This window comes from Bradyrhizobium sp. CIR48 (assembly GCF_014198315.1).
GTDB lineage: Bacteria > Pseudomonadota > Alphaproteobacteria > Rhizobiales > Xanthobacteraceae > Bradyrhizobium.
The window spans coordinates 327,792-352,017 of sequence record NZ_JACIHG010000001.1; the positions used below are offsets into that span (position 1 = coordinate 327,792).

The following is a 24,226-nucleotide window of genomic DNA, read 5'->3' on the forward strand; positions in this document are numbered from 1 at the left end:
TTGGCTTCTTGGTTGACCGCGCTGCCGCGATCATCCCGAGGCGCTGGTCTTGTCGATGTCGCCGACGATGGCGCGCCGCCGGTACTCGTCGCCGATCGCAAAATGCTTGCGCAGGGTCGCGTCCGCCCGCTCCGGGTCGCGCGCAATCACGGCCTCGAAGATGCGGCGGTGATCGTCGATCAGATAGGTCTTCATCGACGGGAAGGCTTGCACCAGCTCACGGCGGCTGCGATGCGAATGCGTCAACAGGCCGGCCAACGAACCATGCAGGACCGTCAGCGTCTCCGAATGCGAGGCGACGACGATGGCACGGTGGAAGTCGAAGTCGGCCATGCCGCCGGCATCGGCCTCGTCGATCGTCTCGCCGATCTTCGCGAGCGCGCGCTGCAGGCGTTCGAAATCGGCAATGTTGGCGCGCTCGCAGGCGAGGCGGATCGCCTGGCATTCGATCGCGACGCGCGCCTGCATGACGTCGTCGAGCATGTCGGCCTGCTGGGCCAGCGCGAAGGTGAAGAAGTCGTTCAGCACCGAGACATCCGGCCGGGTCACCACTGTGCCGATGCGGTCGCGGATCTCGACGATGCCGAGCACCGTGAGGGCGCGCAGCGCCTCGCGCACGATCGGCCGGCTGACGCCCAGGAGAGTTGCCAGCTCGCGTTCCGAGATGAGGCGGTCGCCGGGCTTGAGCGAGCCCGCAAGCAGGCGTTCGCGCAGGAAGGCGAACACCTTCTCGAACCCTTTTTCGCCTTCGGTGGCCCGCTTCAGCTCCATTCCCGTCCCACTGGTCTGATCTTGGTCAGACCAGTATGCTGACCAATGGGCTGAGGTCAAGAGGTTCGGCTCTCAAGCCGGCCTCGGTTCCGGCCTTGGTCCACCGGCGGAGCGGCTTTTGGCCGTCGATGTCGACATCGCCCAGTCCGTGATCGGGTCGTCAGGGCGGCATCGAGGCGGCGCTCGCGGCAAACTGGACGGCGAAGCTCGACTATCTCCACATCGACCTTGGCAGCACCTATTCGACGAAGACGTTCATTCTCGACAACGACGAGTTACCGATCCGACATCCGCAACAATGTCGATCGCGTCGGCTTCAACTCAGCGGACGATCCTCGCAGCGATACTGACACCCATTGCGGTCGGAGTTTCGGAAAACGCATCTTGAAGAAATGGTCATTGGTCACGTTGCGGCGCGCTCTCCGGGTTGCCATCATTCGTGCAAACCGCGATCATGATGCCGTGACCCTCACTTCTCTCAGAAGCAATGTCCGTCGCCTCTACGAGGGCGCAACGCCGAGCGGCGTGCGCTTCCGCTACGCGCTGCTCGCCTTCGACATCGTGACGGTGCTGTTCATCATTGCAACCTCGTTCCTGCCTCCCAGTGAGATCGTTGAAACGCTCGACGTCCTGTTCGGCGTCACGTTACTTGCCGACTTCTCGGCGCGGCTTCTGGTCGATCGGCATCCGTTTCGAAAATTCAGTCAACTCGCGACTTGGGCTGACATGGTTGCGATCGTGTCGTTCCTGGCACCGCTTGCCGGCGAGGCGGGCGGCTTTTTCCGGATCCTGCGAACGTTGGGCCTGCTTCGCGACTACCAGATGCTGGTGAGATTGCGCATCGATTCTCCGTTCTTCCGTCGCAACGAAGACGTCATCTTCGCCGTCACGAACCTGGCCGTTTTCATCTTCGTCATGACCGGGATCGTTTACGAGACTCAGAAGTTTCGCAACGATGAGATCCGGAACTATGCCGATGCCCTGTATTTCACCGTCACGGCGCTGACAACGACCGGCTTTGGCGACATTACCCTGCCGGGCACGCTCGGTCGTCTCATCACCGTCGTGATCATGATCTTCGGCGTGACGCTGTTCTTCAATCTCGCACGCGCTCTCCTCAGTCCCCACAAGGTGCGATTTCCGTGCCCGGCTTGCGGGCTCCAGAGGCACGATGCCGACGCCGTGCATTGCAAGGCCTGTGGCGTTGTTCTCAATATTCCCGACGAAGGCGCCACCTGAATCCCCGACGGAGGCATCGTGCCGGTGTTTTGCCCGACGGCAGGCAGGTCGAATTGCGGAATCAGTAACTCATTGATCCGACAGCGGTCGGCTACTGTGTATGGGGTTGTTTTTCATATTTTGGTTGAGGCGTCCTGCTGCTGACAGCATGTTGGCAGCAGGAGCTGGCTATGCCCCAGCTCTGACACAACGGGGAGCGGGTCATGCCGATCGAGGCAAGTTGTCATTGCGGTGAGACGGTGTTCGAGGTGACGGAGGTGCCTTCGAGCGTGACGCGCTGCACCTGCTCGCTCTGTGCCAAGCGCGGCGCGCTGTGGGCCTATTACACGCCGGCGCAGTTTCGTCTGCTGTCACCGCCGGACAATGTCGCGACCTATCTTTGGGGTAGCCGCACCGTCAAACATCATTTCTGTGCAAGCTGCGGCTGCGGCACCTATTCGGAGTCGCCGGACTGGTCGACCGGCAAGCCGGATTTCGACAATCCCAAGGTCGCGGTGAACGCGCGCCTGTTCGACGATTTCGATCTGGAGGCGGTGCCAGTCAACATGATCGACGGCAAGAACTTGTGGTGAGCATGCATGCGCGCCGATGTCCGCAGCACGTTCGTGCTCTTGTCGACAGTTCCTACACCATGGGGCTGGATGCGGGGACGGCGCAGCTTCTGCAAAAGGCGGCGTGGGAGACGGTGTGGACTATTACGGGCGCTGAACTCGCGTGATCTCGTAGGGTGGGCAAAGGCGCACTTGCGCCGTGCCCACCATCTGTCTCCGTAAGCCGGGATTGCGTGGGCACGCTTCCGCCTTCGCTCGTCGAGCTACGGCGGACAAGTCGCTTTGCCCACCATTGAGGTTACTTCAACACCACCCATGCCGGCGCGTGATCGCTGGCGCCATCCTCGCCACGGATCTTCTTGTCGACGCCGGACTTGGCCAGGCGCGGGGCGAGAGCAGGGCTGAGCAGGAGATGATCGAGCCGCAGCCCGGCATCGCGCGGCCAGCGGTTCCGCTTGTAGTCCCAGAACGTGTAGATGCGCTGGTCCGGATGCAGCTCGCGGATCGCATCGCACCAGCCTTGCTCGACCAGCGAAGCAAAAGCTGCGCGGCTCTTTGGCTGGATCAGCGCATCCTTGTCCCATGAGCGCGTCGGATAGATGTCGATCTCTGTAGGCGCGACGTTGTAGTCGCCGGCGAGCACGACCGGCAGATCCTGCTTGATGAAGCTCTTGGCGTGGCGCCTGAGGCGCGCGAACCAGTCCAGCTTGTAGTCGAATTTCGGTCCCGGCTGCGGATTGCCGTTCGGCAGGTAGATGCTCGTGACGATGATCCCGCGCACGGCGGCTTCGATGTAGCGGGCTTCGAGATCGCTCGGTTTTCCCGGCAGGCGGTCGCGGGTCAGAATGGGCTCTGCATTGCGGGCGAGGATCGCGACACCATTCCAGGCCTTCTGTCCGCGCCACACCGCGCCATAGCCGGCCTTTTCGATCGCGGCCGCCGGAAATTCGCCATCACTTGCCTTCAATTCCTGAAGCGCGACGACATCGGGCTTTGCGGCGCGCAGCCATGCCAACAGATTGGGCAGGCGGCGGTTGACGTTGTTGATGTTGAATGTCGCGATCTTCATGTAGAGCTACCGGCTCCTGCCTTCCGTACCCGGAGATACAATGTCCAAGTTGAACTTTGCCGCCATCATCGTCGCCCTCGCGTTCTCCGGGGCCGCGTCGGCACAATCGTCCGACCCGCGCGGCGCGTGCAAGGCAGACTATGACAAATTCTGCGCCGGCATCGCGCCGGGTGGAGGGCGCGTCGTCGCCTGCCTCACCGACAAGCACGACCAGCTCAGCGCGACCTGCAAGGCGGCGCTGGACAACAGGAAGAAGAAGTAAGCGATCCCTTCCGTGTCCCGGACGCGCGCAGCGCGAGCCGGGACCTAGAAGTCGACACGGTCAGATGTAGAGAGATAGGCCCCGGCTCTGCAGTGCATGTGAAGTGCGGCGCGCGCGCCGCGTCCGGGGCACGAGAGTTCAGCCCGGCAGCGGCGGCGGGGCCGCCGGCTGCTCGACCGGCGGCGGGGAGGGCGGCTGCTCGGCGGTCTGCGCGGCTGCCGGCTTCACCTGCGGCTCCTCCACATTGCCGCCCTTGTAGAGGCGGGCGTAGCGGTGGCCGAGGCTGGTCAACACCTCATAACCGATGGTGCCGAAATGATGCGCGAGTTCGTCAACGGTGATGCCCTCGCCGAGCAGCGTCACCATGTGGCCGCGCCGCGCTGCGTTCGGCGGCAGATCGGTGATGTCGATCGCGATCAGATCCATGGAGACGCGGCCGGCGACCGGGCAGCGCTTGCCGGCGACGATAACCTCGGCGCCGCGGGTGCCGTCATTGGAGCTGGCGGCGCGGAAATAGCCGTCGGCATAACCGACAGCGATGATCGCCAGTTTCGTCGGCCGCCGCGCGGTCCAGGTGCCGCCATAGCCGACGGTCTCGCCGCGTTCGATGGTGCGGATCTGCACGATGCGCGCCTTGAGGTCGACCACCGGCTGCATCGGATTGTCGGCCTCCGGCGTAGGGTTGACGCCATAGAGCGCAGCGCCCGGCCGCACCATATCGAACTGGAAGGGCGCGCCGAGGAAGATGCCGGAGGAATTGGCGAGCGCCGCGGGCACGCCGGAGAATTCGCTGGCGATGCCGCGGAAGGCCGCCAGCTGCTTGGCGTTCACCGGGCTGTTGAGCTGCTCGGCCGAGACCAGATGGCTCATCACCAGCGTGATGCCGTGATCGCCGGCATTGATGCGGGGGATGATGGCCTGCGCTTCCGATAACGTCAGGCCGAGCCGGTTCATGCCGGTGTCGATGTGAACGGCCGTGCCCCCGGTCCAGCCGGTGCGGCGGCAGAACACGTCCCATTCGGCGAGCTCGTTGAGATCGCCGATGACAGGACGGCAATTGATCTTGGCGTAGTGCTCGCCGGTATTCTGGAAATAGCCGCCGAGCACGTAGATCGTAGGTTCCGGCACGGCTGCGCGCACCTTGCGCGCTTCCTCGATGGTGGCGACGAAAAAGGTCGTGCAGCCGGCCTTGCTCAGCGCGCGCGCGACCTCGGCGGCGCCGCAGCCATAGGCGTCGGCCTTGATCACCGCCGAGCATTCGGCCGGCACCGCGGTCTTCTCGAGCTTGCGCCAATTGGCAATGATGGCGTCGAGATCGACGGTCAGCACGCCGCCATAGGCAGCGAGCGTGGCAGCCTGGTTGGCCTCCGCGGAGAAAAGGCCGGATTGTGAGATGGTTTTCGGGTCGGACGCCATTGTCATGACGCCGTTTTACGCAAGAGGCAGGTCCTGTTCAAGGAACTCAGTAGTCGTTGCCGCTGCGAACCGGAAGCTGACTGTCGGGGGCGAGGTCGCCAAACCGCGTGACCGAGGCTTCGAAGGCCAGGTCGACGGTGCCTGTGGGGCCGTGACGCTGCTTGCCGATGATGACCTCGGCCTTTCCGTGCGCAAGACTCATGTCAAGCTGCCACTTCTCGTGTTCAGGCGTGCCCGGGCGCGGCTCCTTCATGGCGAGGTAATATTCTTCACGATACACGAACAGCACGACGTCGGCGTCCTGCTCGATCGAGCCGGATTCACGAAGGTCCGAGAGCTGCGGCCGCTTGTCGTCGCGGGATTCGACCTGTCGTGAAAGCTGCGACAGCGCGATGACGGGAACGTTGAGTTCCTTCGCCAGCGCCTTCAGGCTGGTCGTGATCTCCGTGATTTCCTGCACGCGATTATCGCTCCGCTTGCCCGAGCCCGACAGCAGCTGAATGTAGTCGATCACAAGCAGGTCGAGGCCCTTCTGCCGTTTCAGCCGGCGCGCGCGCGCCATCAGCTGCGCGATCGAAAGGCCGCCGGTCGCGTCGACATAGAACGGCAGCGATTGCAGCTCGATCGAGACCTCCCGGATCTTTTCGAAATCGGCTTCCGAGATGCCGCCGCGGCGGATGTGGGAGGAGGGAACGCCGGTGCGCTCGGCCACGATACGGGTCGCGAGCTGGTCGGCCGACATTTCACAGGAGAAGAAGCCGATCACGCCGCCATTGGCGGCCTTCGTGGTGCCGTCGGCCTGGAGTTCCGGCACATAGGCTTGCGCGACATTGTAGGCGATGTTGGTCGCCAGCGAAGTCTTGCCCATGCCGGGACGGCCCGCGACGATGATGAGGTCGGAGTGCTGCAGGCCGCCCATCTTGGTGTCGAGGTCGCGCATGCCCGTCGAGATGCCGGACAGCTTGCCGTCGCGCTGGAACGCCTTCGCAGCGAGATCGACCGCGACCGCCAGCGCCTGCGAGAATTTCTGGAATCCGCCGTCATAGCGGCCGGACTCGGCGAGTTCGTAGAGGCGGCGCTCGGCATCCTCGATCTGCGCCCGCGGCGCGAAATCGACCGGGGCGTCATAGGCGACATTGACCATGTCCTCGCCGATGCCGATGAGGTCGCGTCGCAGCGCCAGGTCATAGATGGTGCGGCCGTAGTCCTGGGCATTGATGATGGTGGTCGCTTCGGCCGCGAGGCGCGCCAGATACTGCCCGATGGTCATACCGCCGACATCGGTGTCGGCGGGCAGGAACGTCTTCAGCGTCACGGGCGTGGCGATCTTGCCCATCCGGATCAGGCTGCCGGCGGTCTCGTAGATGGTCTGGTGCAGCGGCTCGAAATAATGCTTCGGCTCGAGGAAGTCGGAGACACGGTAGAACGCATCGTTGTTGACCAGGATCGCGCCCAGAAGGCTCTGTTCCGCTTCGATATTATGCGGCGCGCTCCGATAGGCGGGAGTTCCGGGCTCGGGTGCGAGTTTGAGGACGTTCGAATCAGTCAGGGCCATGGTCGGACGTGCTTAGCAATTTTCTTGGGCGGATGCGGGGCCGGGATAAAGCGCCGCCTCGGTGCAAAGCGGAAGCGAAAGCTGACCGCTATCAACCGCTCAGTTAAAATGGTGGATGATTAGCGCTCGCAGCACGCGTCGCGCTTGACGGATTTTTGCGGAACTCGCCCCGGCCAGGAAAGCGGCCGCGACCGCGCCATGGAAAAATCCTGAAACCATGAACCTTATGGCATGAACCTGATGGATGGGCGCGCAGACGAATCCAGAGGCGCGCGAAATGACGCACGCTGGCGGCCTTGGGCTCGCCTTCAGACCAGCAGGAGGTAGACCAGCGCAACCAGAGCCGCCCCGACGCCGGTAACGATCAGGGCGTAATCGGTGCGGAGGTCGTCCTGCACGTCGAATGAGGTTTGGGTCTCTTTGCTCATGGCGACGGTCTAGGCCAGGCCCGACCAGACTTATGTGAATTGGATCACATCTCCCCGGAATCTTTCGGGGGTAAGACGGGAACAGGCAGGCGGGGGAGGGAATTGTCTCCCGCGACCCGTCAACAGGGAACGAGGCAGGCGATGCGGCCAGAACGGCAGCACCAGATTTGGCGGAGCGAGGCAGGTAGCCGGCTTTGGCTCTCAGGGCTGATTGCGGCCATGGAGCACGCGGAACGGCCCGAAATACGTCGCCAGCCTGTCGCCCCGGAAATCCTGGCCGCGCTGAGGGCGCAACTGGCGTTAACGGCCAGTTTCCGCTGCTCCCAGATTTCGGCCCTGCGGCACTAGGATCTATTCACCAGACCTATTCACCAGCCAATTTCAGCCTGGGCTTGCTCGTGCGTTCGCGCGCTCGCAGCCGGGCTTCTTCACGCGGCATGTAGTCGCGGGTCATCGGCACCACGCCCTGGCGCCGGGTGAGCTGGATCTGGAAGTTCATCATGGCTTGCTTGCGGAACGTCATCTCGCAGGCCGCCAGGTAGAATTCCCACATCAGTGCGAAGCGCTCGTCGTAGAGCTGCACGGCCTCCTCGCGCCGCGCCATGAAACGTTCCCGCCAGGCCTTCAGCGTTTCCGCGTAATGCAGGCGCAGGATCTCGATATCGCAGACCAGGAGGCCGGCGCGCTCGATCGCCGGCAGCACCTCCGACAGCGCCGGGATGTAGCCGCCGGGGAAGATGTATTTGGCGATCCAGGGATTGGTCGAGTCCGGGCCCTGCGAACGGCCGATCGCGTGTAGCAGCATGATGCCGTTTTCGCTCAACAGCTTGGCGCAGCGTTGGAAGTAGGTGTCGTAGAAGCGGGCGCCGACATGCTCGAGCATGCCGACCGAGACGATGCGGTCGAACGGGCCTTCGACGTCGCGATAGTCCTGGAGCAGGAATCTGGCCGAGCCGGTCAGGCGCTTTTCGGCCGCGCGCGCGTTGGCGAGCTGCAACTGCTCGCTCGACAGCGTCACGCCGGTGACGTCGGCGCCGGCGATCTCGGCGAGATAGAGCCCGAGCCCGCCCCAGCCCGAGCCGATGTCGAGGACGCGCTGGCCGGGCCTGACCAGCAGCTTTGCGGCGATGTGCCGTTTCTTGGCGAGCTGCGCGTCGTCGAGCGTCGCGTCCTGCGTCTCGAAATAGGCGCAGCTATATTGCTTGTCAGCGTCCAGGAAGAGCGAATAGAGCCGGGCATCGAGATCATAATGATGCGCGACGTTGTGGCGGGAGCGCGAGCGCGGATTGAATTGCTTCAGATGCCGCGTCAGATAGCGCAGGCGCCACCAGGGTTTTGCCCACTGCGGCAATAGGTCGGGTTGATCGAGCAGGATCGCGAGGGCATCAGCTATGGTGCCGCGCTCGACGACGAACTCGCCGTCCATATAGGCCTCGCCAAGCCCGAGCTCGGGATTAACGAGGATCTTCCGCTCCGCCTCCGCGGTGACGAAGCGCACCGCGACCGGCTCGCCAGTGGCGTCGCCGACGGTGAACTTCGATCCGCGCGAGCCGGTCACCGTCATCGTGCCGCGGCGGATGAATTGAGACAGAAATCTACGCAACAAGAGGTCCATCGACACCTTCCTCTCGAGCGAACCCGAAGGGATGCGACTAACCCGGCCTTCACTTCTGACGCCCAGGTGACGCGGCGGTTCCTATGCGCTTGCATCCAAATTTAGGGAGGCAGGATCGGCTACGCTAATGCGCTGAGTTCACAGCCGATATTCGCAAACCGCTTAATCACATCCTTGCGCGTGGTGCCTGCTTCCATTCGTGGCTCAATCGGATAAAAGGTGACCGCGCCGCGCCGGACGCCGGCTGCACCTCTCGGAATTCAATGGAGATGATGGGAATGTCGAGCCGAGCGCTCAGCCTCGCGACGGTATTGCTTCTGATCGGCTTCGGCGCGGCCGATACCGTTTTTGCGCAGGTGACCAATCTCGAAGCCGGCAAAACCCCGTCCCAGCTGTTCGCGCAGACCTGCAATGCGTGCCACAAGAGCCCGCGCGGACTTCTGAAGTCCGTCGCGCCGGGCTCGCTGCCGGGCTTCCTGCGCCAGCACTACACCACGAGCTCGGACATGGCGGGCATCCTCGCCTCCTATCTCGTCTCCAACGGTGCCACCGACACCCGCTACCAGGCCAAGGACGGCAAGAAGGACGGCGCCAGGGAGAAGGACGCGAGCACCAATCCCGAGCATCAGGGCCGCCGCCCGCGCGCCCAGGACGCGGCCAGGCCGGACGGCGAGGCTGTTGCTCCCGCAGCCGAGGGTGCGCGCCAGAAGCGCGCTGCGCGGCCGGCCGAGGAGGGCACGAAGCCCGAGGGACAGGCTGCGCCCGAGGGACGCAAGAGCAAGCGCCGCGCCAAGCCCGGCACCGAGGAGGCGCCGAAGATCGATGCCGCCGCGCCAGCCACTGACGAGAAGAAGAGCGAGCCCAAGCCTGAATCCAAGTCCGAATCCAAGCCTGAGTCCAAGCCCGACGCGGCGAAGGTCGAGCCCGGTCGCGACGAGGCCAAGCCCGACAGCAGCAAGGCATCCGAGAAGCCCGTTGAGACGAGGCCCGATAGCGCCAGGGTCGAGCCCCGCGGCAGTGACGCTCCGGCGCTGCGGCCCGATCCGGTCCCGGCGGTAACGCCGGCTGCGAAGCCTGCCGAGCCAGTCGCGCCCAAACCGGCGGAAGAGGCTGCTCCCAAGCCGGCCGCGCCTGCGGCCAGCTCCGAACCGGCGGCCAAGCCGCAGCCCGCACCGCCCGCGACCGCTGCAGCCCCACCTGCTGCGCCGGCCGAGCAGTCCGGTCCGCCAACGCCGCCTATCTCGCGCTAAGCCAGCGACGTTTTTGATCGACATGCGGAGGCCGCGTTCATCGCGGCCTCCGCATTGCATTGACCGCGCCTAGAGTATTGCTCTAGAGTGCTACTCTAGGAGGCCTCAATGACGGCGAGCGTGCGGGACGACCTGTTGGCAGCCGGGCTGATCGTGTTCGACCGCGTCGGCTTCGAAGCCGCGACGGTGGCGGCGATCCGCACCCGGGCGCGCGCCTCCAATGGCAGCTTCTTTCACGCCTTCGGCTCGAAGAAGGAGCTTGCCGGTGCGCTGTTTCTTGAGGTCTTGCGGCACTATCACGCCGCGGTGCTGGCGGCGCTCGATCCCGTGCCCGATGCGGAGCAGGGCATCGACCGGCTGATCCGGGCACATCTTGAGTGGGTCGTGACCAGCCGGCGCGAGGCGCGCTACCTGTTCGAGATTTCGCGGAGCGAGTGGGGCGAGGAAGTTCGCGACGCCCAGCGCGCGCAGAATGCGCGGCTCGCCGACGGCATCGAGCGCTGGCGCGCGCCGCTGGTTGCAAATGGCGGGCTCTTGCCGATGACGCCGGTGATGTTCGTCAGCCAGCTCATCGGTCCCGCGCAGATCTTCTGCCGTGCGTTCCTGTCGGGACGCGACCGCGCCGATCCGCGCGTCGAGGCCGATACGCTGATCGCCTGCGCAATCCGCGCGCTGGTCCCGCCCGATCGCATCAACAAACAATAAGGAGAGGCCGCATGCGCAACGACGCAGATCCTGAATTTGCACCGATCGCCGAGCACATCCATGCCAATGTCGGCCGGCAGGGTTTCATGAACCTGGTCGGCGCCGAGCTCTCGGAATTGTCGCGCGGCACCTGCACGATCGCCGTGGACCGCCGGCCGGAGCTGCTGCAGCAGCACGGCTTCTTCCACGGCGGGGTCACCGCCTTCCTGGTCGACAACGCCACGACGATCGCAGCCGCGACCTCGCGCGGCCAGCCGGCGCTGACGGCGGAATACAAGCTCAACCTGCTGTCGCCCGCGGTCGGCGAGAAGCTGATCTGCCGCGCGAGGGTGATCAAGCCGGGCCGCCAGGTGTCGGTGGTCGCGGCCGACGTGTTCTGTGTCAGCGGCGGTGTCGAGAAGCACACGGCAACGGCGCTGGCCTCGATCGCGATGTTGAGCGAGGACGTCGCCGCCAAAACGAAAAGCCCGGCCGCCTGAGGCGACCGGGCCTTAATCGCGCCCGTCATTCCGGGATGGGGCGCAAGCGCCAGACCCGGAATCTCGAGATTCCGGGTCTGGTCCTTCGGACCATCCCGGAATGACGACCGCTTACTTCTCTTCCGCGGCCGGCGCCGGCGCGACGTCGTCGTGCTCGGCTTCGGGATCGAAGAACTCGCCGGCGGCGGCGATCGCCTCGGCGGCTGCGTCGCGGTCCTCGTTGCGGGTCGAGATGTCCTCGCCGCGGTTGATGCGCTCGGCCTCGTCCTGGCTGCGCGCGACCGTCACGGTGATCTCGACCTCGACCTCGGGGTGGACGGCGACGGTGATCGCGTGCTTGCCGATGGTCTTGATCGGCGCGTCGAGCTGGATCTGCGGGCGGGCGAGCGAAACGCCATCAGCCTCGAACGCGATGACGATGTCACGCACGTTGACCGAGCCGAACAGCTGGCCGGCTTCCGAGGCCTGACGGATCACGATGATGTTCTTGCCTGCGATCTTCTCGGCGACCTTGGCAGCTTCGCCCTTCGAGGCGAGGTTGCGGGCCTCGAGCTCGGCCTTCATGCCGTCATACTTGGCACGGTTGTCGGCGGTGGCGCGCAACGCCTTGCCGCGCTTGAGCAGGAAATTGCGGGCATAGCCGTCCCGAACCTTCACGACTTCGCCCATCTGGCCGAGCTTGTTGACGCGTTCCAGCAAAATGACTTCCATATTCGTTCTCCTTTTGAAGTGCTCTGTAAGGTTTCGGTTTCGGTTTCGGGTTGAACTCAAGGGGTCGGCAGCGGCGGCGGTTGCCGGCTGCGCAGGAAGCGTTCGCGGAAGCCGAACACGGCATCCGCAAGGCCGAGGATCACCATCGCGATCACGGGCCATCCGAACACGACCACGGCGGCATAGGCCGAGCCGAGCCAGAAGGTGCGGCTCTTCAGTGCCAGCGTGAGCGTATGCAGCACGGCAAAGCCGGTTACCGCATAGCCCATCATGAGCGCGGCCGCGGTGATCTGGGCGAGGATCGCGAGCAGCCCGCCGGTGAAGCAGAAGGCGAGCGCGATGCACAGCGCCACCAGCGTCATCGGCGGCAGCTCGGCCGTCCTCATATCCGGCCACGGGCGTCGCAACCGGCCCGACGTCGCCGTGACCTTGGCGCTGAGCCAGAGGTTGAGGGTCAGCGTCATCATCGCGATGATGGTGGCTCCGGCTGGTGCGATCCGCACCAGCGCGTCGACGAACTGTCCGGCTTCGCCGGAGCTTTGCGGGTCGGTGGCCCGGAGCAGGCGCATCAGGCCGCGCCTGAGCGTACCGATGATGGTCTCGGCGTCGGTCCCGAGCGTGAGCAGGGCGGCGATTGTGGTCAGCGTGGCGAAGCCCGCGAGCCACAGCAGGATGCGGCCGACCGGATACCATTCGAGCTCGGGCTCGGCGGGCGCGGTGGCGTCAGGCGCGACATGTCCCACGGCAACCTTTCCCACAGGACGGCTGAGCAGCACGAGATGGCCGAGCCACCACGCCGGCAGCGCGACGGTGAGGGCGAATGCGATGCAATAGGGCAGGCCGAACAGGGCACCGAGGCCGATCGCAGCAGCGATGCCGCCGAGGCTTGCGCAAAGCGGTCCCCAGCCGATCGCGGCGACCATCAGCGGCAGCGGTGCGAGATAGAACAGGACGAGCGAGATCAGCGCGCCCGAAATGATCGAGGCGAACATCAGGGCCGACGCAGCGCCGGCGATCAAGGCTATCAGCACAAAGGCCATCATCAGCTGTCCCGCTCCCTTCGAGCGGTTAGAGGCATCTCGCCCCAACCATCGGCGACCGGACGATCCGGAAGCCTTATGAGTTCAGAAAAGTCGCGACCGGCGGCTTGGCGCCGCCGGTCGAAATTGGTCGTATCAGCGAATGACGTAGGGCAACAGGCCCAGGAACCGCGCGCGCTTGATGGCGCGGGCGAGCTCACGCTGCTTCTTCGCAGACACCGCGGTGATGCGGCTCGGCACGATCTTGCCGCGCTCGGAGACGTAACGCATCAAGAGCTTGGAGTCCTTGTAGTCGATCTTGGGAGCATTGGCGCCCGTGAACGGGCAGCTCTTGCGACGACGGAAAAACGGGCGACGTGCACCAGCTTCAGCCATTGTTCTTACTCCCCATCCGTCGTGGTGGTTTCAGCTTCTTCGCGTGGACGGCGCGGGCCGCGGTCGCCACGGAAGCCACCGCCTTCACGATCGCCACCACGGAAACCACCCTCGCGGTCACCGCGGAAGCCGCCTTCACGCTCGCCGCGGAAGCCGCCGCCACGATCGTCACGCTCGCGGTCACGGTCGGCCTTGCGCATCATCGCAGACGGGCCTTCCTCAAGTTCCTCGACGCGGACGCTGAGATAGCGGATGACGTCTTCGCTGATGCGCTCCTGGCGCTCGATCTCGGCGATCGCCGCGGACGGCGCGTCGATGTTGAGCAGCACGAAGTGCGCCTTGCGGTTCTTGTTCATGCGGTAGGTGAGGGAGCGTACGCCCCAATTCTCGGTCTTGGTGACCTTGCCGCCGAGACCCTCGACGATACCGGTCATCTGCGCAGTCAGCTCTTCGACCTGCTGCGTGCTCGCGTCCTGACGCGCGAGAAAGACATGCTCATAAAGAGCCATGGTGGTCCTTTCCTCATGTTGGCGCATCGCCCGGCGTCAAGCCCTTAAGAGGCCTTCGGAAAGGACTCTGGGATTAAGCTCAGAAGGCGGAAACACGGGACGACGGGCCGACTGGCCCTGCCACACCAAAATCACGAATGACTTGCTGAGACCGTCCGTTCAGCTCCCGGCCGGGGTCTGCGGATGCGCGCCTTATACGGATTTTGGCTGACTTGGCAAGGTTGGAGCGCCTCGTTTTCGGCCAGACGGTGCTGACAGGCGCGTCCAAACCACCCTCCCGTACCAGCTTGACCTATTTGTTTGTATGTCATACAAATAATGGATCGGGAGGTGCTGATGGCGGGTGAATCGGTCCAGGCTCCGCTTGAGGCGTCGGCGGGTGATCCGAAGCACGCTGCGCGGGCCACACGGTCGGCCGGCCGCAAGATGCGCTCGCTGCTGCTGGATGCAGCAAGTCCGCTGTTCCGGGAGCGCGGGCTGTCGGGCACGGCGATCACCGACATCGCGGCCGCCGCGGACGCCTTCCCAAGCCAGATCACCTACTACTTCCGCACCAAGGAGGCGCTGTTCGTCGAATGCGCCTGCCGCGACCTCTTGTATCTGGCGCGTGCGACCGAGCAGGCGGCGCTGAAGGCGCGCACGCCACGGGAATACACGCATGCGCTGGCGGAGACCGTGACGGCGAGCGATTCGGTGGCTTTCTTCGCCGAGGCGCTGACATTGACGCGGCGCCGCCAGGATCTTGCACCGCTCGTCGAGCGCACGATCGAGCGCCTGCACGGCGAAGGCGCGCGCGCCTATGCGAGCCAGGTGGCGCGGCACGGCTGGCGCTCCCTGCGCGCGCCCGACGAAAGCTCGCGGCGGTTCTGGGCCGTCGCTATCGGCGTCATTCTCGAAGGCTACGCCATGGGCCGTTCGCCCGAGGCGCTCTGTGCCGAGATGCTGCGCGTGCTGGGCGAGCAAGCGAAATCTGATGACGCAGCGCGCCTGCGTCTTGTCGAGGGCCGCGAGGCATCAAGCAATTCGAACGAGGAAGGCTAGGCCATGACCGCTCTTCGCATGCGTGCCCGCGATTTCCTGACCGACGACCAGCTTGCCGACGTGCGAGAGCGTGTGACCTGGAAAGGTGTTGCTCTGATCGTGCACGCCTGGGCGCTGATCATTGGCGCGATCGCCCTGGTCGCGTGGTGGCCCAATCCGGTCACCTATGTCCTTGCCGTTGCAATCATCGGCTCGCGCCAGCTGGGCCTCGCGATCCTGATGCATGATGGAGCACATGGCTGCCTGTCCGCCGACGAGAAAACCAATCTGGCCCTGAGCCAGTGGCTCTGTGCCTATCCGCTGTTTGCGGAGACGCGCAGCTACCGGCGTTACCACCTGCAGCACCATGCGCGCACGCAGCAGGAGGATGATCCCGATCTCGTGCTGTCGGCACCGTTTCCGATTACGAAGCTGAGCTATCGCCGCAAGTTCATTCGCGACATCACCGGACAGACCGGCTACCAGCAGCGCAAGGCGCAGCTGCTCAATGCGCTCGGTCCGAAGGACTGGCCGTGGCGGCAGCGTCTGGCGCATTTCTGGGACAAGCTAGGCCCGCAATGCCTCCTCAACGCCGCGATGTTCGCCGCGCTCGCGGCGGCCGGCATATGGTGGGCCTATCCGCTGCTCTGGCTGGTGCCGCTCCTGACCTGGATGATGGTCATCACCCGCATCCGCAACATTGCAGAGCATGCCGTCGTCCCCGACAGCAGCGATCCCCTGCGCAACACCCGCACCACGCATGCCAATGTTCTCGAGCGCCTGTTCATCGCGCCGTACTACGTGAACTATCATCTCGAGCATCATCTGCTGTTCTACGTGCCCTGCTACAATCTGCCGAAGGTCCATCGCCTGCTGAGCGAGAGCCGGCACGCCGGCCGCATGGAGGTGCAGCCGAACTACGCGGCGGTGCTGCGGCTGGCGACGGCAAAGCCTGACAGGGAGGATCGGCCGGGGCAGTTGGCGAGCAGCGCGCGCCGTGCGCAGGCCGGAGCGGAGGTCGACGCCAACCAGACCGCCGGTGGGTTTTGAGGGGGCGCATCCCCAGTTGAGTGCTGCTCGAAGTTCCCATCTCGGCTTGACAGTCCGGCCCCGGACAGTGTCTACGGCCCCCTTTGGAGCACGATCCGGAACCATGGCCTAACGCCGTGCGTAATCGGCTGCCGGTTCTCGCGGGGATCGTGTCCGACAAGCAGGGAGCGCCGATGACGGCTGCATTCACATTTCCTGGGCAGGGTTCCCAGGCGGTCGGCATGGGCAAGGCCCTGGCCGATGCCTTTCCGGTGGCGCGCGCCGTGTTCGACGAGGTCGATGCCGCGCTCGGGGAAAAGCTGACGGCGATCATCTGGGATGGTCCGGCCGAAACCCTCCAGCTCACCGAAAACGCCCAGCCGGCGCTGATGGCGGTGTCCGTCGCCACCCTGCGCGTGCTGGAGGCTGAGGCTGGATTTTCCGTGGGACGAGATGCGGCCTTCGTCGCCGGCCACTCGCTCGGTGAATATTCGGCGCTGGCCGCGGCCGGCAGTCTGACGGTCTCGGATACCGCCCGCCTGCTTCGCACCCGCGGTCTCGCAATGCAAAAGGCCGTTCCGGTCGGCGCGGGCGCGATGGCCGCACTGCTCGGTCTCGACTACGAGGCCGCCATGGAGGTCGCCAAGGAGGCGGCGCAGGGGCAGGTCTGCCAGGCCGCCAACGACAATGGCGGCGGGCAGGTTGTCGTCTCGGGCGACAAGGCCGCGGTCGATCGCGCCGTCGAGATCGCCAAGACCAAGGGCGCCAAGCGCGCGATGCTGCTGCCGGTGTCCGCCCCGTTCCATTGCAAGCTGATGCAGCCCGCTGCCGACGCCATGGCCGAAGCGCTGTCGAAGGTCACGATCAAGGCCCCGGCTTCGCCGCTGGTGTCGAACGTGCTGGCGAGCGCCATCACCGATCCCGACGAGATCCGTCGCCGCCTGGTCGAGCAGGTCACCGGCACCGTGCGCTGGCGCGAGTCGGTTGCCTATATGGCGGGGCAGGGCGTCACCCGGTTCTTCGAGATCGGCGCCGGCAAGGTGCTATCCGGTCTCGTCAAGCGCATCGCGGACGGCGCCGTCGGCGTTTCGGTCGGTGGCCCGAACGACATTGCCGCCGCCAAGGATGCATTGGCCGCTGCCAAGCAGGGCTAAAGCGCGATTTCTCGTCGCGCTTGAGTTTTTCAGTTTACGCACGATCTTCGGAAAACCGCTGCGCACTTTTCCGGATCGTGCTTTGGAGGAGTTTTCGATGTTCGATCTGACTGGCAAAAAGGCGCTCGTCACCGGCGCGACCGGCGGTATCGGCGGCGCGATCGCGCAGGCGCTGCACGCGCAGGGCGCGACCGTTGCGATATCAGGAACGCGCAAGGAGGTGCTGGACGAGCTTGCCGGCAAGCTCGGCGAGCGCACCCATGTGCTGCCCTGCAATCTCTCCAAGTCCGACGAGGTCGAGGCGCTGGTGCCCGCTGCGGAAGCGGCAATGGGCCAGGTCGACATCCTCATCGCCAATGCCGGCATCACCCGCGACAATCTCTTCGTGCAGCTCCGTGACGAGGATTGGGAGGAGGTCATCAACGTCAATCTGACCGCGACCTTCCGCCTGGCGCGCGCCGCCACCAAGCTGATGATGCGCAAGCGCTTCGGCCGCATCATCGCCATCACCTCGGTGGTCGGCGTCACCGGAAATCCCGGGCAGGGCAATTACACGGCGTCGAAAGCGGGCCTGATCGGCATGATCAAGACGCTTGGTGCCGAATACGCCAAGCGCGGCGTCACCGCCAACTGCATCGCACCGGGCTTCATCAAGACGCCGATGACCGATGCGCTCAACGACAAGCAGCGCGAAACGATTCTGACCAAGGTTCCGGCCGCCCGCCTGGGGACGCCCGAGGATATCGCGGCGGCCGCCGTCTACCTGAGTTCGAACGAAGCAGCCTACGTCACCGGCCAGACCATTCACGTCAACGGCGGCATGGCCATGATCTGAAGCGCTCGTTCCGCACTGCCCACATGGGCTGTGCGGATGCGGCAAACGGCCGTTTCCGGAGGGAAATGAGGCTTATAGTCAAGGCAGTTGAAGTATGATAACCGGACGCTCAACGGATGGGCAAAGAACGCCATTGCAGGTTTTTGAAACCCTGTATATTGGCGATGCGGAGCCTTGGCCGTCGTTCGCCGGGCCCTGTATCGGTTAGGATGGGGCCAAATCAAAGTTCGTAAGCGAAGGCAAGTAACACGACCACGACGGCTCGTATCGTCCCGGGGGGTCGGGTCTACAGGGAACAACACGAGGTTATGCAATGAGTGACATTGGCGAACGGGTTAAGAAGATCGTGGTCGAACACCTTGGTGTTGAACCCGAGAAGGTTGTCGACGCCGCGAGCTTCATCGACGACCTCGGCGCCGACAGTCTGGACACCGTCGAGCTGGTGATGGCGTTCGAAGAAGAATTCGGTTGCGAGATTCCGGACGACGCTGCGGAAACGATTCTCACCGTCGGCGACGCCACGAAGTTTCTCGAGAAGAACGCGAAGAGCTAAGGCTCTTCATTTTCGCGGGGACAACATTGAAACCGGACGGGCCGCTTCCCAGCGGTCAGCCGGTTTCTTGTTATTGGCCGTGAATCTTTCGATGCGGAGTTTTCGGATATGAGGCGGGTTGTCGTCACTGGTCTCGGCATGGTGTCGCCACTCGGCTGCGGCGTCGAGCCAACCTGGAAGCGCATCCTCAACGGCGAGAGCGGTGCGCGCAGGATCGAGAGCTTCGATGTCTCCGATCTTCAGACCAAATACGCCTGCACGGTCGTGCGCGGCGACGGCAGCAACGATACCTTCAATCCCGACAAGTGGATGGAGCCGAAGGACCAGCGCAAGGTCGACGACTTCATTATCTTCGGCATGGCCGCCGCCGGCCAGGCGCTCGACGATGCCAACTGGCATCCCGAGACCGAAGAGGACAAATGCGCGACCGGCACCATGATCGGATCGGGCATCGGCGGCCTCAACGGCATTGCCGAGACCGCGATCCTGCTCAAGGAGCGCGGACCGCGCCGGGTGTCGCCGTTCTTCATTCCGGGCCGCCTGATCAACTTGGCTTCCGGCTACGTCTCGATCGCGCACGGGCTGAAGGGGCCGAACCATTCGGTGGTCACGGCCTGCTCGACCGGTGCGCATGCCGTCGGCGATGCCGCCCGCCTGATCGCGCTGGGCGACGCCGACGTGATGGTCGCCGGCGGCGCCGAATCGCCGATCAGCCGCATCGGGATTGCCGGCTTCAACGCCGCGCGCGCGTTGTCGACCGGTTTCAACGAGACACCCGAAAAGGCCTCGCGTCCCTACGACAAGGACCGCGACGGTTTCGTGATGGGCGAGGGCGCCGGCGTCCTCGTGCTGGAAGAGTTCGAGCACGCCCGGCGCCGTGGCGCCAGGATCTACGCCGAGGTGATCGGTTACGGTCTTTCGGGTGATGCCTATCACATTACCTCGCCGTCGCCCGATGGCGATGGCGGCTTCCGCAGTATGTCGGCCGCGCTCAAGCGCGCTGGCCTCACCGCCTCCGATCTCGACTACATCAACGCGCACGGCACCTCGACGCCGCTCGGCGACGAGATCGAGCTCGGTGCCGTCGAGCGTCTGCTCGGCAATGCCGCCTCCAAGGTTGCGATGTCCTCGACCAAATCGTCGACGGGCCATCTCCTGGGTGCGGCGGGGGCGATCGAGGCGATCTTCGCCATTCTCGCGATTCGCGATAATGTCGTGCCGCCGACGATCAACCTCGACAATCCGTCGGTGGAGACTGCGATCGATCTCGTGCCGCATACGGCGAAGAAGCGAGAGGTCAACGTCGCCTTGTCGAACTCGTTTGGTTTTGGCGGTACCAATGCGTCGGTGATCGTGCGGCGCCTCGCCAGTTAGTTTAAGTTTGAGACGAATCCACCGTTTTGCCGTATTCGGCGATAGTCATGGAAGTGGGCGCGTGCATTTGGCAGGGCAAGCGATTGTCGGGCCGCGATTGAACCGGCAGGATTCAGGTTGTTTCGATGAGTGAAAGGCCGCCCATTTCGCCCCGGAGTCCGCGGGCAGCGCTCGAGCCCGAGCAGGTCCCGCCGCCGCCGAAGCGATCGGACCGTGCGCGCAATCCCTTCGTGATCGTCGGCAACGCCATCATCACCCTCCTGCTGATCGCCATGCTCGGCGCCGGCGGCGTCTATTATTACGGCCGGCAGGTGCTCGAGGCGCCCGGGCCGCTCAAGGATGACAAGATCGTCAACATCCCCCAGCGTGCGGGCAAGCGCGACATCGCCGAGACGCTGAACCGGGAAGGCGTGACCGACATCAACCCGTGGGTGTTCATCGCCAGCGTTGCCGCGTTGAAGGCGAGCTCGGACCTCAAGCCGGGTGAATATTCGTTCCAGAAGAACGCCTCGCTCCGCGACGTCATCGCCACCATCGTCGAGGGCAAGGTGGTGCAGCACGCCGTCACGATTCCGGAAGGGCTCACCTCCGAGCAGATCGTGGCGCGCCTGTCCGACAACGACATCTTCACCGGCAGCGTGCGCGAGCTGCCGCGCGAGGGCACGTTGCTGCCCGAGACCTACAAATTCCCGCGCGGCACCCCGCGCGAGCAGGTGGTCCAGCGCATGCAGCAGGCGCACAAGCGCGTGCTCGCCGAGATCTGGGAACGCCGCAATCAGGACATTCCGGTCAAGTCGCCGGAGCAGCTGGTGACGCTCGCTTCCATCGTCGAGAAAGAAACCGGCAAGCCCGACGAGCGCAGCCGCGTCGCCGCCGTGTTCGTCAACCGCCTGAAGCAGCGGATCAAGCTGCAGTCGGATCCGACCATCATCTACGGCCTCGTCGGCGGCAAGGGCACGCTGGGCCGGCCGATCAAGCGCAGCGAGATCACGCAGCCTTCGCCCTACAACACCTATGTGATCGAAGGGCTGCCGCCGGGCCCGATCTCCAACCCCGGCCGCGCCTCGCTGGAGGCCGCCGCCAATCCGGCCCGCACCCGCGACCTCTATTTCGTCGCCGACGGTACCGGCGGGCACGCCTTCACCGAGACTTACGACGCCCATCAGAAGAACGTCGCCAAGCTCCGCGCCATGGAAAAGCAGATCCAGAATGACACGGTGGAGCCGGCCGAGGATGCGCCGCCGCCCGCCGCCGTCGCGCCCGGAGCCGCCGATACGCCGACGGCGACCACGCCGGCCCGGCCCAATCAGCAGAAAAAGCCGCCGGCGGCACGCCCCGCTGCTCCAGCACCGGCGCGGCAGGGCGCGGTGCAACCCTCGCCGCCGGTGGTCCAGCGCTAGGCGCGTTGCAGACCTGCTTGCCGGCTTTGCGGATTCCACTTTCCTGCAAAATAGTCTTAAGATTCGCGTGGCTTGATGCCTCGCGAATCCCGTGTTTCTGGAGAATTTGACCTGATGGCGCTGTCGTCCATGACCGGCTTTGCGAGATGCCACGGCGCAAGCGGGCCGTATACGTTCGAATGGGAATTGAAGTCGGTCAACGCCAAGGGCTTTGACCTCAGGGTGCGGCTGCCGCAGGGGTTTGACGAGCTCGAGGCCCACGCCAAGAAATGCGCCGGCGAGCTGCTGTCGCGCGGCACCGTCTACGCCAATCTCACCGTCAAGCGCGCCAACGCCGCGGCCACGGTTCGCGTCAACGAGGACGTGCTCAACGCCGTGCTCAAGGCCGCCGCCGTCATCGCCGGCAAGGTCGATGCGGTGGCGCCGAGCATCGACGGCCTGCTCGCCATCAAGGGCGTCGTCGAGGTCGCCGAGCCCGAGGGCGACGAGGAGGAGGACAAGGCCGCGCGCGCTGCCGCAGCCGAAGCCTTCGACAAGGCGCTCGCCGATCTCGTCGAGATGCGCAAGCGCGAGGGCACCTCGCTCGGGCAGATCCTGACCCAGCGGGTCGACGAGGTCGAGCAACTCGCGAAGAAAGCCGAAGTCGCACCGGGGCGCAAGCCGGAGGCGATCAAGGCGAGGCTCGCCGAGCAGATCGCGAGCCTGCTCGACACCTCCGACCGTTTCGATTCCGACCGCCTGATGCAGGAGGCGATTCTGATCGCCACCAGGGCCGACATCCGCGAGGAGCTCGACCGCATCGCTTCCCACATCGCGCAGGCGCGCGAGCTGATCGGCAAGGGCGGCCCGATCGGCCGCAAGCTCGACTTCCTGGCGCAGGAGTTTCACCGCGAGGTCAACACCTGCTGCTCGAAGTCGAACGACATCGAGCTGACCAATACGGGCCTCGCCATGAAGAACGTGGTCGAGCAGTTCCGCGAGCAGGTCCAGAATCTGGAGTGATCGATGACGAGCGGCGGTCACGGAACTGACGGTGTCGAGCGGCGCGGATTGATGTTCGTGCTGTCCTCGCCCTCGGGCGCGGGCAAGACGACGCTGTCGCGTCTTTTGATCGACCGGATGTCCGGCCTGAAAATGTCGGTGTCCGCGACCACGCGCCCGATGCGGCCGGGCGAGGTCAACGGCAAGGATTATCTGTTCGTCGACAAGCCGCGCTTCGAGGCGATGGTGAAAGGTGACGAGCTGTTGGAATGGGCCACCGTGTTCGAGAACAGCTACGGCACGCCGCGTGGCCCCGTCGAAGCCGCGCTATCGTCCGGGCAGGACGTGCTGTTCGACATCGACTGGCAGGGCACGCAGCAGCTGCGCGAAAAAGCCCGCGCCGACGTCGTCAGCGTCTTCATCCTGCCGCCCTCGGCGGCGGATCTCGAAAAGCGTCTGCACTCGCGCGCGCAGGATTCCGACGAGGTGATCCGCAAGCGCATGAGCCGCGCCAGCCACGAGATGAGTCACTGGCCCGAGTACGACTACATCGTGATCAACCACGACGTCGACGAGGCCTTTGCCGAGGTGCAGTCGATCCTGAAAGCCGAGCGCCTCAAGCGCGAGCGGCGGATTGGCCTCGTTGGCTTCGTGCGAGGTTTGCAAGGGCAGCTGCAGGGCTAGGCTGCGGCAGCCGCGGCCCTTGCTTCGCCAGCCGTTCCAGCATTGCGGTGATCACGTCGACGTCGACGGCATCTCCGGCCTGCGCATCTACCGGCGCATCTTCTTGGTGATCGACGGCCTTTTCGTCGCCGATGTCCTTGGCCGCGAGCCGCGGGGGCGATGCCTCGATCTCGAACTTTCCGTTGAAGATGTCGGCCTTGTCGAGTTCGGCGGCCTTGTTGCGAATGGACGCGGATTGCGCCGCGATCCTGCCGATCTCCCTGGTGAAGGCTGCGATTTGCGCGGTCTGCGGCGGCCGAACTTCATCGAAGTCGACGGGGCCCTGCTGTGCGCGCGGCGTGACGGCGGGCTCCGCACCGAGCCAGGGTGCGCGGCTTCCGTCCTGGTCCTGCGGCGCCCAATCGTCCCAATGCCCGCGGCGGTCGGCGGCGGCCTGGACGCGTACGCGTCCGCCGGCGAAGCGGTAGATGATGCTGGCGAGGATGCCGGCGAGCGCCAGCGCGCCGCCGATCACGAGCAGCAGCATCTGCACCGAGCCGGCCGGCTTGTCGGCGGTGCCGTCTGCCCCGGCCAGCGCCATCGGCGCGGGAGGCTTTGCCGGCTTCGCGCTCGGTGGCGCGGTGGCTGCAACGGGAGCTGGCCGCGGCGCAGACGCGGCGGAGGCCGGGGAGGCCTCGGGCCAGCGCGCGGTCACGGCCGGCTGCTGCGCGTTGGTCTCGGGCGCGCCGCTTGGTGGTTGCTGGGCGACCGGCTGCGCATTGGTTGCGGCGGGCGCGGGCGCGCTCGTGTTGGGCATGCCAGGTGCGGCACTCGTCTGCGGAGCGATGTATTCGGCGCGCGCGTTCTGCATCGTTTGCGGCGCGGCTGAATCTGCCTCGGGTGCGTCGGTCGTCGCCTGCGCGGTCTGGGAGGATTTGCCGCCTGCGGCGCGCAGATACCAGCATTGCCGCTTGGTGGTGCGGTCGAGACGATAGTACCAGTGTTGCCCCTGCGGCGCGGCACCCTTCGGGGAGGCGAGGCAGTCGGCGGCCGCGTTGGCTGTGCTCGATGGCGCCGGCGCATTCTGCGACACGGCAGCCAGTGGTGCGCCAGCAATGATGCTGCCGACCAGCGCGGATACGAATTTTGCGGTGCGGTTGCCCATCCTGGTCTCCCGGTTACGCATGACGCAACTCTCAACCAGCCCTTTGTCATCAAAGACTTGGGTGGCAATGAGCCGCA

The 24,226-nt window shown here is 65.1% G+C and carries 25 protein-coding genes; 15 read left to right on the forward strand and 10 right to left on the reverse strand.

Annotation, left to right across the window (positions count from 1 at the left end; genetic code table 11):
* Positions 1–30: 30 nt before the first annotated feature.
* Complete coding sequence (locus tag GGD66_RS01600) at positions 31–771, reverse strand: FadR/GntR family transcriptional regulator (protein ID WP_018317590.1); 741 nt, start codon at positions 769–771, stop codon at positions 31–33.
* A gap of 462 nt (positions 772–1,233) precedes the next feature.
* On the opposite strand from GGD66_RS01600, the gene GGD66_RS01605 reads away from it, so the two are divergent.
* Together GGD66_RS01605 and GGD66_RS01610 are read left to right on the forward strand one after the other, a co-directional pair.
* Complete coding sequence (locus GGD66_RS01605) at positions 1,234–2,010, forward strand: potassium channel family protein (protein ID WP_092253073.1); 777 nt, start codon at positions 1,234–1,236, stop codon at positions 2,008–2,010.
* Positions 2,011–2,213: 203 nt separating this feature from the next.
* Complete coding sequence (locus GGD66_RS01610) at positions 2,214–2,582, forward strand: GFA family protein (RefSeq protein ID WP_038946492.1); 369 nt, start codon at positions 2,214–2,216, stop codon at positions 2,580–2,582.
* A gap of 277 nt (positions 2,583–2,859) precedes the next feature.
* Here the strand turns inward: GGD66_RS01610 and GGD66_RS01615 are convergent, their stop codons facing one another.
* The gene (locus GGD66_RS01615; RefSeq protein WP_092252806.1) at positions 2,860–3,630 is read right to left on the reverse strand and encodes an exodeoxyribonuclease III; all 771 of its coding nucleotides are present in this window, start codon (positions 3,628–3,630) and stop codon (positions 2,860–2,862) included.
* A gap of 40 nt (positions 3,631–3,670) precedes the next feature.
* Here GGD66_RS01615 and GGD66_RS01620 point away from each other — a divergent pair, with 40 nt between their 5' ends.
* Positions 3,671–3,892: a cysteine rich repeat-containing protein gene (locus GGD66_RS01620; RefSeq protein WP_092252808.1), complete on the forward strand. Its 222-nt coding sequence runs from the start codon at positions 3,671–3,673 to the stop codon at positions 3,890–3,892.
* 138 nt (positions 3,893–4,030) lie between these two features.
* Here GGD66_RS01620 and alr read toward each other — a convergent pair whose 3' ends face one another.
* The 3 genes from alr to GGD66_RS01635 all read right to left on the reverse strand — a co-directional run bounded on the left by alr (position 4,031) and on the right by GGD66_RS01635 (position 8,906).
* Complete coding sequence (alr, locus tag GGD66_RS01625) at positions 4,031–5,314, reverse strand: alanine racemase (protein WP_409362354.1); 1,284 nt, start codon at positions 5,312–5,314, stop codon at positions 4,031–4,033.
* 40 nt (positions 5,315–5,354) lie between these two features.
* Positions 5,355–6,863 (reverse strand): replicative DNA helicase, encoded by a 1,509-nt coding sequence (locus tag GGD66_RS01630; RefSeq protein ID WP_018317583.1) that lies wholly within the window; start codon positions 6,861–6,863, stop codon positions 5,355–5,357.
* 792 nt (positions 6,864–7,655) lie between these two features.
* A complete protein-coding gene (locus tag GGD66_RS01635; RefSeq protein ID WP_183256713.1) occupies positions 7,656–8,906 on the reverse strand; it encodes a cyclopropane-fatty-acyl-phospholipid synthase family protein in 1,251 nt (416 codons plus the stop codon).
* Between the two features lie 278 nt (positions 8,907–9,184).
* On the opposite strand from GGD66_RS01635, the gene GGD66_RS01640 reads away from it, so the two are divergent.
* The 3 genes from GGD66_RS01640 to GGD66_RS01650 all read left to right on the forward strand — a co-directional run bounded on the left by GGD66_RS01640 (position 9,185) and on the right by GGD66_RS01650 (position 11,340).
* Complete coding sequence (locus GGD66_RS01640; protein WP_183256714.1) at positions 9,185–10,156, forward strand: hypothetical protein; 972 nt, start codon at positions 9,185–9,187, stop codon at positions 10,154–10,156.
* Positions 10,157–10,264: 108 nt separating this feature from the next.
* Positions 10,265–10,861 carry a TetR/AcrR family transcriptional regulator gene (locus GGD66_RS01645; protein WP_183256715.1) on the forward strand — a complete coding sequence of 199 codons (597 nt, stop codon included), beginning with the start codon at positions 10,265–10,267 and terminating at the stop codon, positions 10,859–10,861.
* A gap of 11 nt (positions 10,862–10,872) precedes the next feature.
* On the forward strand, positions 10,873–11,340 hold the full coding sequence (locus tag GGD66_RS01650) for a PaaI family thioesterase (protein ID WP_018317578.1): 468 nt from the start codon (positions 10,873–10,875) through the stop codon (positions 11,338–11,340).
* A gap of 111 nt (positions 11,341–11,451) precedes the next feature.
* Here GGD66_RS01650 and rplI read toward each other — a convergent pair whose 3' ends face one another.
* From rplI to rpsF, 4 genes are all read right to left on the reverse strand, one after another.
* Complete coding sequence (gene rplI, locus GGD66_RS01655; protein WP_183256716.1) at positions 11,452–12,051, reverse strand: 50S ribosomal protein L9; 600 nt, start codon at positions 12,049–12,051, stop codon at positions 11,452–11,454.
* Positions 12,052–12,107: 56 nt separating this feature from the next.
* Complete coding sequence (locus GGD66_RS01660) at positions 12,108–13,094, reverse strand: hypothetical protein (RefSeq protein ID WP_183256717.1); 987 nt, start codon at positions 13,092–13,094, stop codon at positions 12,108–12,110.
* A gap of 132 nt (positions 13,095–13,226) precedes the next feature.
* Positions 13,227–13,466 carry a 30S ribosomal protein S18 gene (gene rpsR / locus GGD66_RS01665; protein ID WP_007592020.1) on the reverse strand — a complete coding sequence of 80 codons (240 nt, stop codon included), beginning with the start codon at positions 13,464–13,466 and terminating at the stop codon, positions 13,227–13,229.
* 5 nt (positions 13,467–13,471) lie between these two features.
* The gene (gene rpsF / locus GGD66_RS01670) at positions 13,472–13,975 is read right to left on the reverse strand and encodes a 30S ribosomal protein S6 (protein WP_026201876.1); all 504 of its coding nucleotides are present in this window, start codon (positions 13,973–13,975) and stop codon (positions 13,472–13,474) included.
* Positions 13,976–14,311: 336 nt separating this feature from the next.
* Between rpsF and GGD66_RS01675 the strand changes: the two genes are divergently transcribed.
* From GGD66_RS01675 to gmk, 9 genes are all read left to right on the forward strand, one after another.
* A complete protein-coding gene (locus GGD66_RS01675) occupies positions 14,312–15,016 on the forward strand; it encodes a TetR/AcrR family transcriptional regulator C-terminal domain-containing protein (protein ID WP_092253091.1) in 705 nt (234 codons plus the stop codon).
* 3 nt (positions 15,017–15,019) lie between these two features.
* A complete protein-coding gene (locus tag GGD66_RS01680) occupies positions 15,020–16,045 on the forward strand; it encodes a fatty acid desaturase family protein (RefSeq protein ID WP_183256718.1) in 1,026 nt (341 codons plus the stop codon).
* 173 nt (positions 16,046–16,218) lie between these two features.
* Positions 16,219–17,178 carry an ACP S-malonyltransferase gene (fabD, locus tag GGD66_RS01685; RefSeq protein ID WP_026201874.1) on the forward strand — a complete coding sequence of 320 codons (960 nt, stop codon included), beginning with the start codon at positions 16,219–16,221 and terminating at the stop codon, positions 17,176–17,178.
* A 97-nt stretch (positions 17,179–17,275) separates the two neighbouring features.
* A complete protein-coding gene (fabG, locus tag GGD66_RS01690) occupies positions 17,276–18,013 on the forward strand; it encodes a 3-oxoacyl-[acyl-carrier-protein] reductase (protein ID WP_026201873.1) in 738 nt (245 codons plus the stop codon).
* A 313-nt stretch (positions 18,014–18,326) separates the two neighbouring features.
* Positions 18,327–18,566 (forward strand): acyl carrier protein, encoded by a 240-nt coding sequence (locus tag GGD66_RS01695; protein ID WP_008130699.1) that lies wholly within the window; start codon positions 18,327–18,329, stop codon positions 18,564–18,566.
* A gap of 108 nt (positions 18,567–18,674) precedes the next feature.
* Positions 18,675–19,940 carry a beta-ketoacyl-ACP synthase II gene (gene fabF / locus GGD66_RS01700; RefSeq protein WP_183256719.1) on the forward strand — a complete coding sequence of 422 codons (1,266 nt, stop codon included), beginning with the start codon at positions 18,675–18,677 and terminating at the stop codon, positions 19,938–19,940.
* A 125-nt stretch (positions 19,941–20,065) separates the two neighbouring features.
* Positions 20,066–21,340 carry an endolytic transglycosylase MltG gene (gene mltG, locus GGD66_RS01705; protein WP_018317569.1) on the forward strand — a complete coding sequence of 425 codons (1,275 nt, stop codon included), beginning with the start codon at positions 20,066–20,068 and terminating at the stop codon, positions 21,338–21,340.
* A gap of 114 nt (positions 21,341–21,454) precedes the next feature.
* The gene (locus GGD66_RS01710) at positions 21,455–22,342 is read left to right on the forward strand and encodes a YicC/YloC family endoribonuclease (protein WP_183256720.1); all 888 of its coding nucleotides are present in this window, start codon (positions 21,455–21,457) and stop codon (positions 22,340–22,342) included.
* A 3-nt stretch (positions 22,343–22,345) separates the two neighbouring features.
* Positions 22,346–23,005 (forward strand): guanylate kinase, encoded by a 660-nt coding sequence (gene gmk / locus GGD66_RS01715; RefSeq protein ID WP_183256721.1) that lies wholly within the window; start codon positions 22,346–22,348, stop codon positions 23,003–23,005.
* Here the strand turns inward: gmk and GGD66_RS01720 are convergent.
* Positions 22,938–24,170 carry a hypothetical protein gene (locus GGD66_RS01720; RefSeq protein WP_183256722.1) on the reverse strand — a complete coding sequence of 411 codons (1,233 nt, stop codon included), beginning with the start codon at positions 24,168–24,170 and terminating at the stop codon, positions 22,938–22,940. The genes gmk and GGD66_RS01720 overlap by 68 nt on opposite strands.
* Positions 24,171–24,226: the final 56 nt, after the last annotated feature.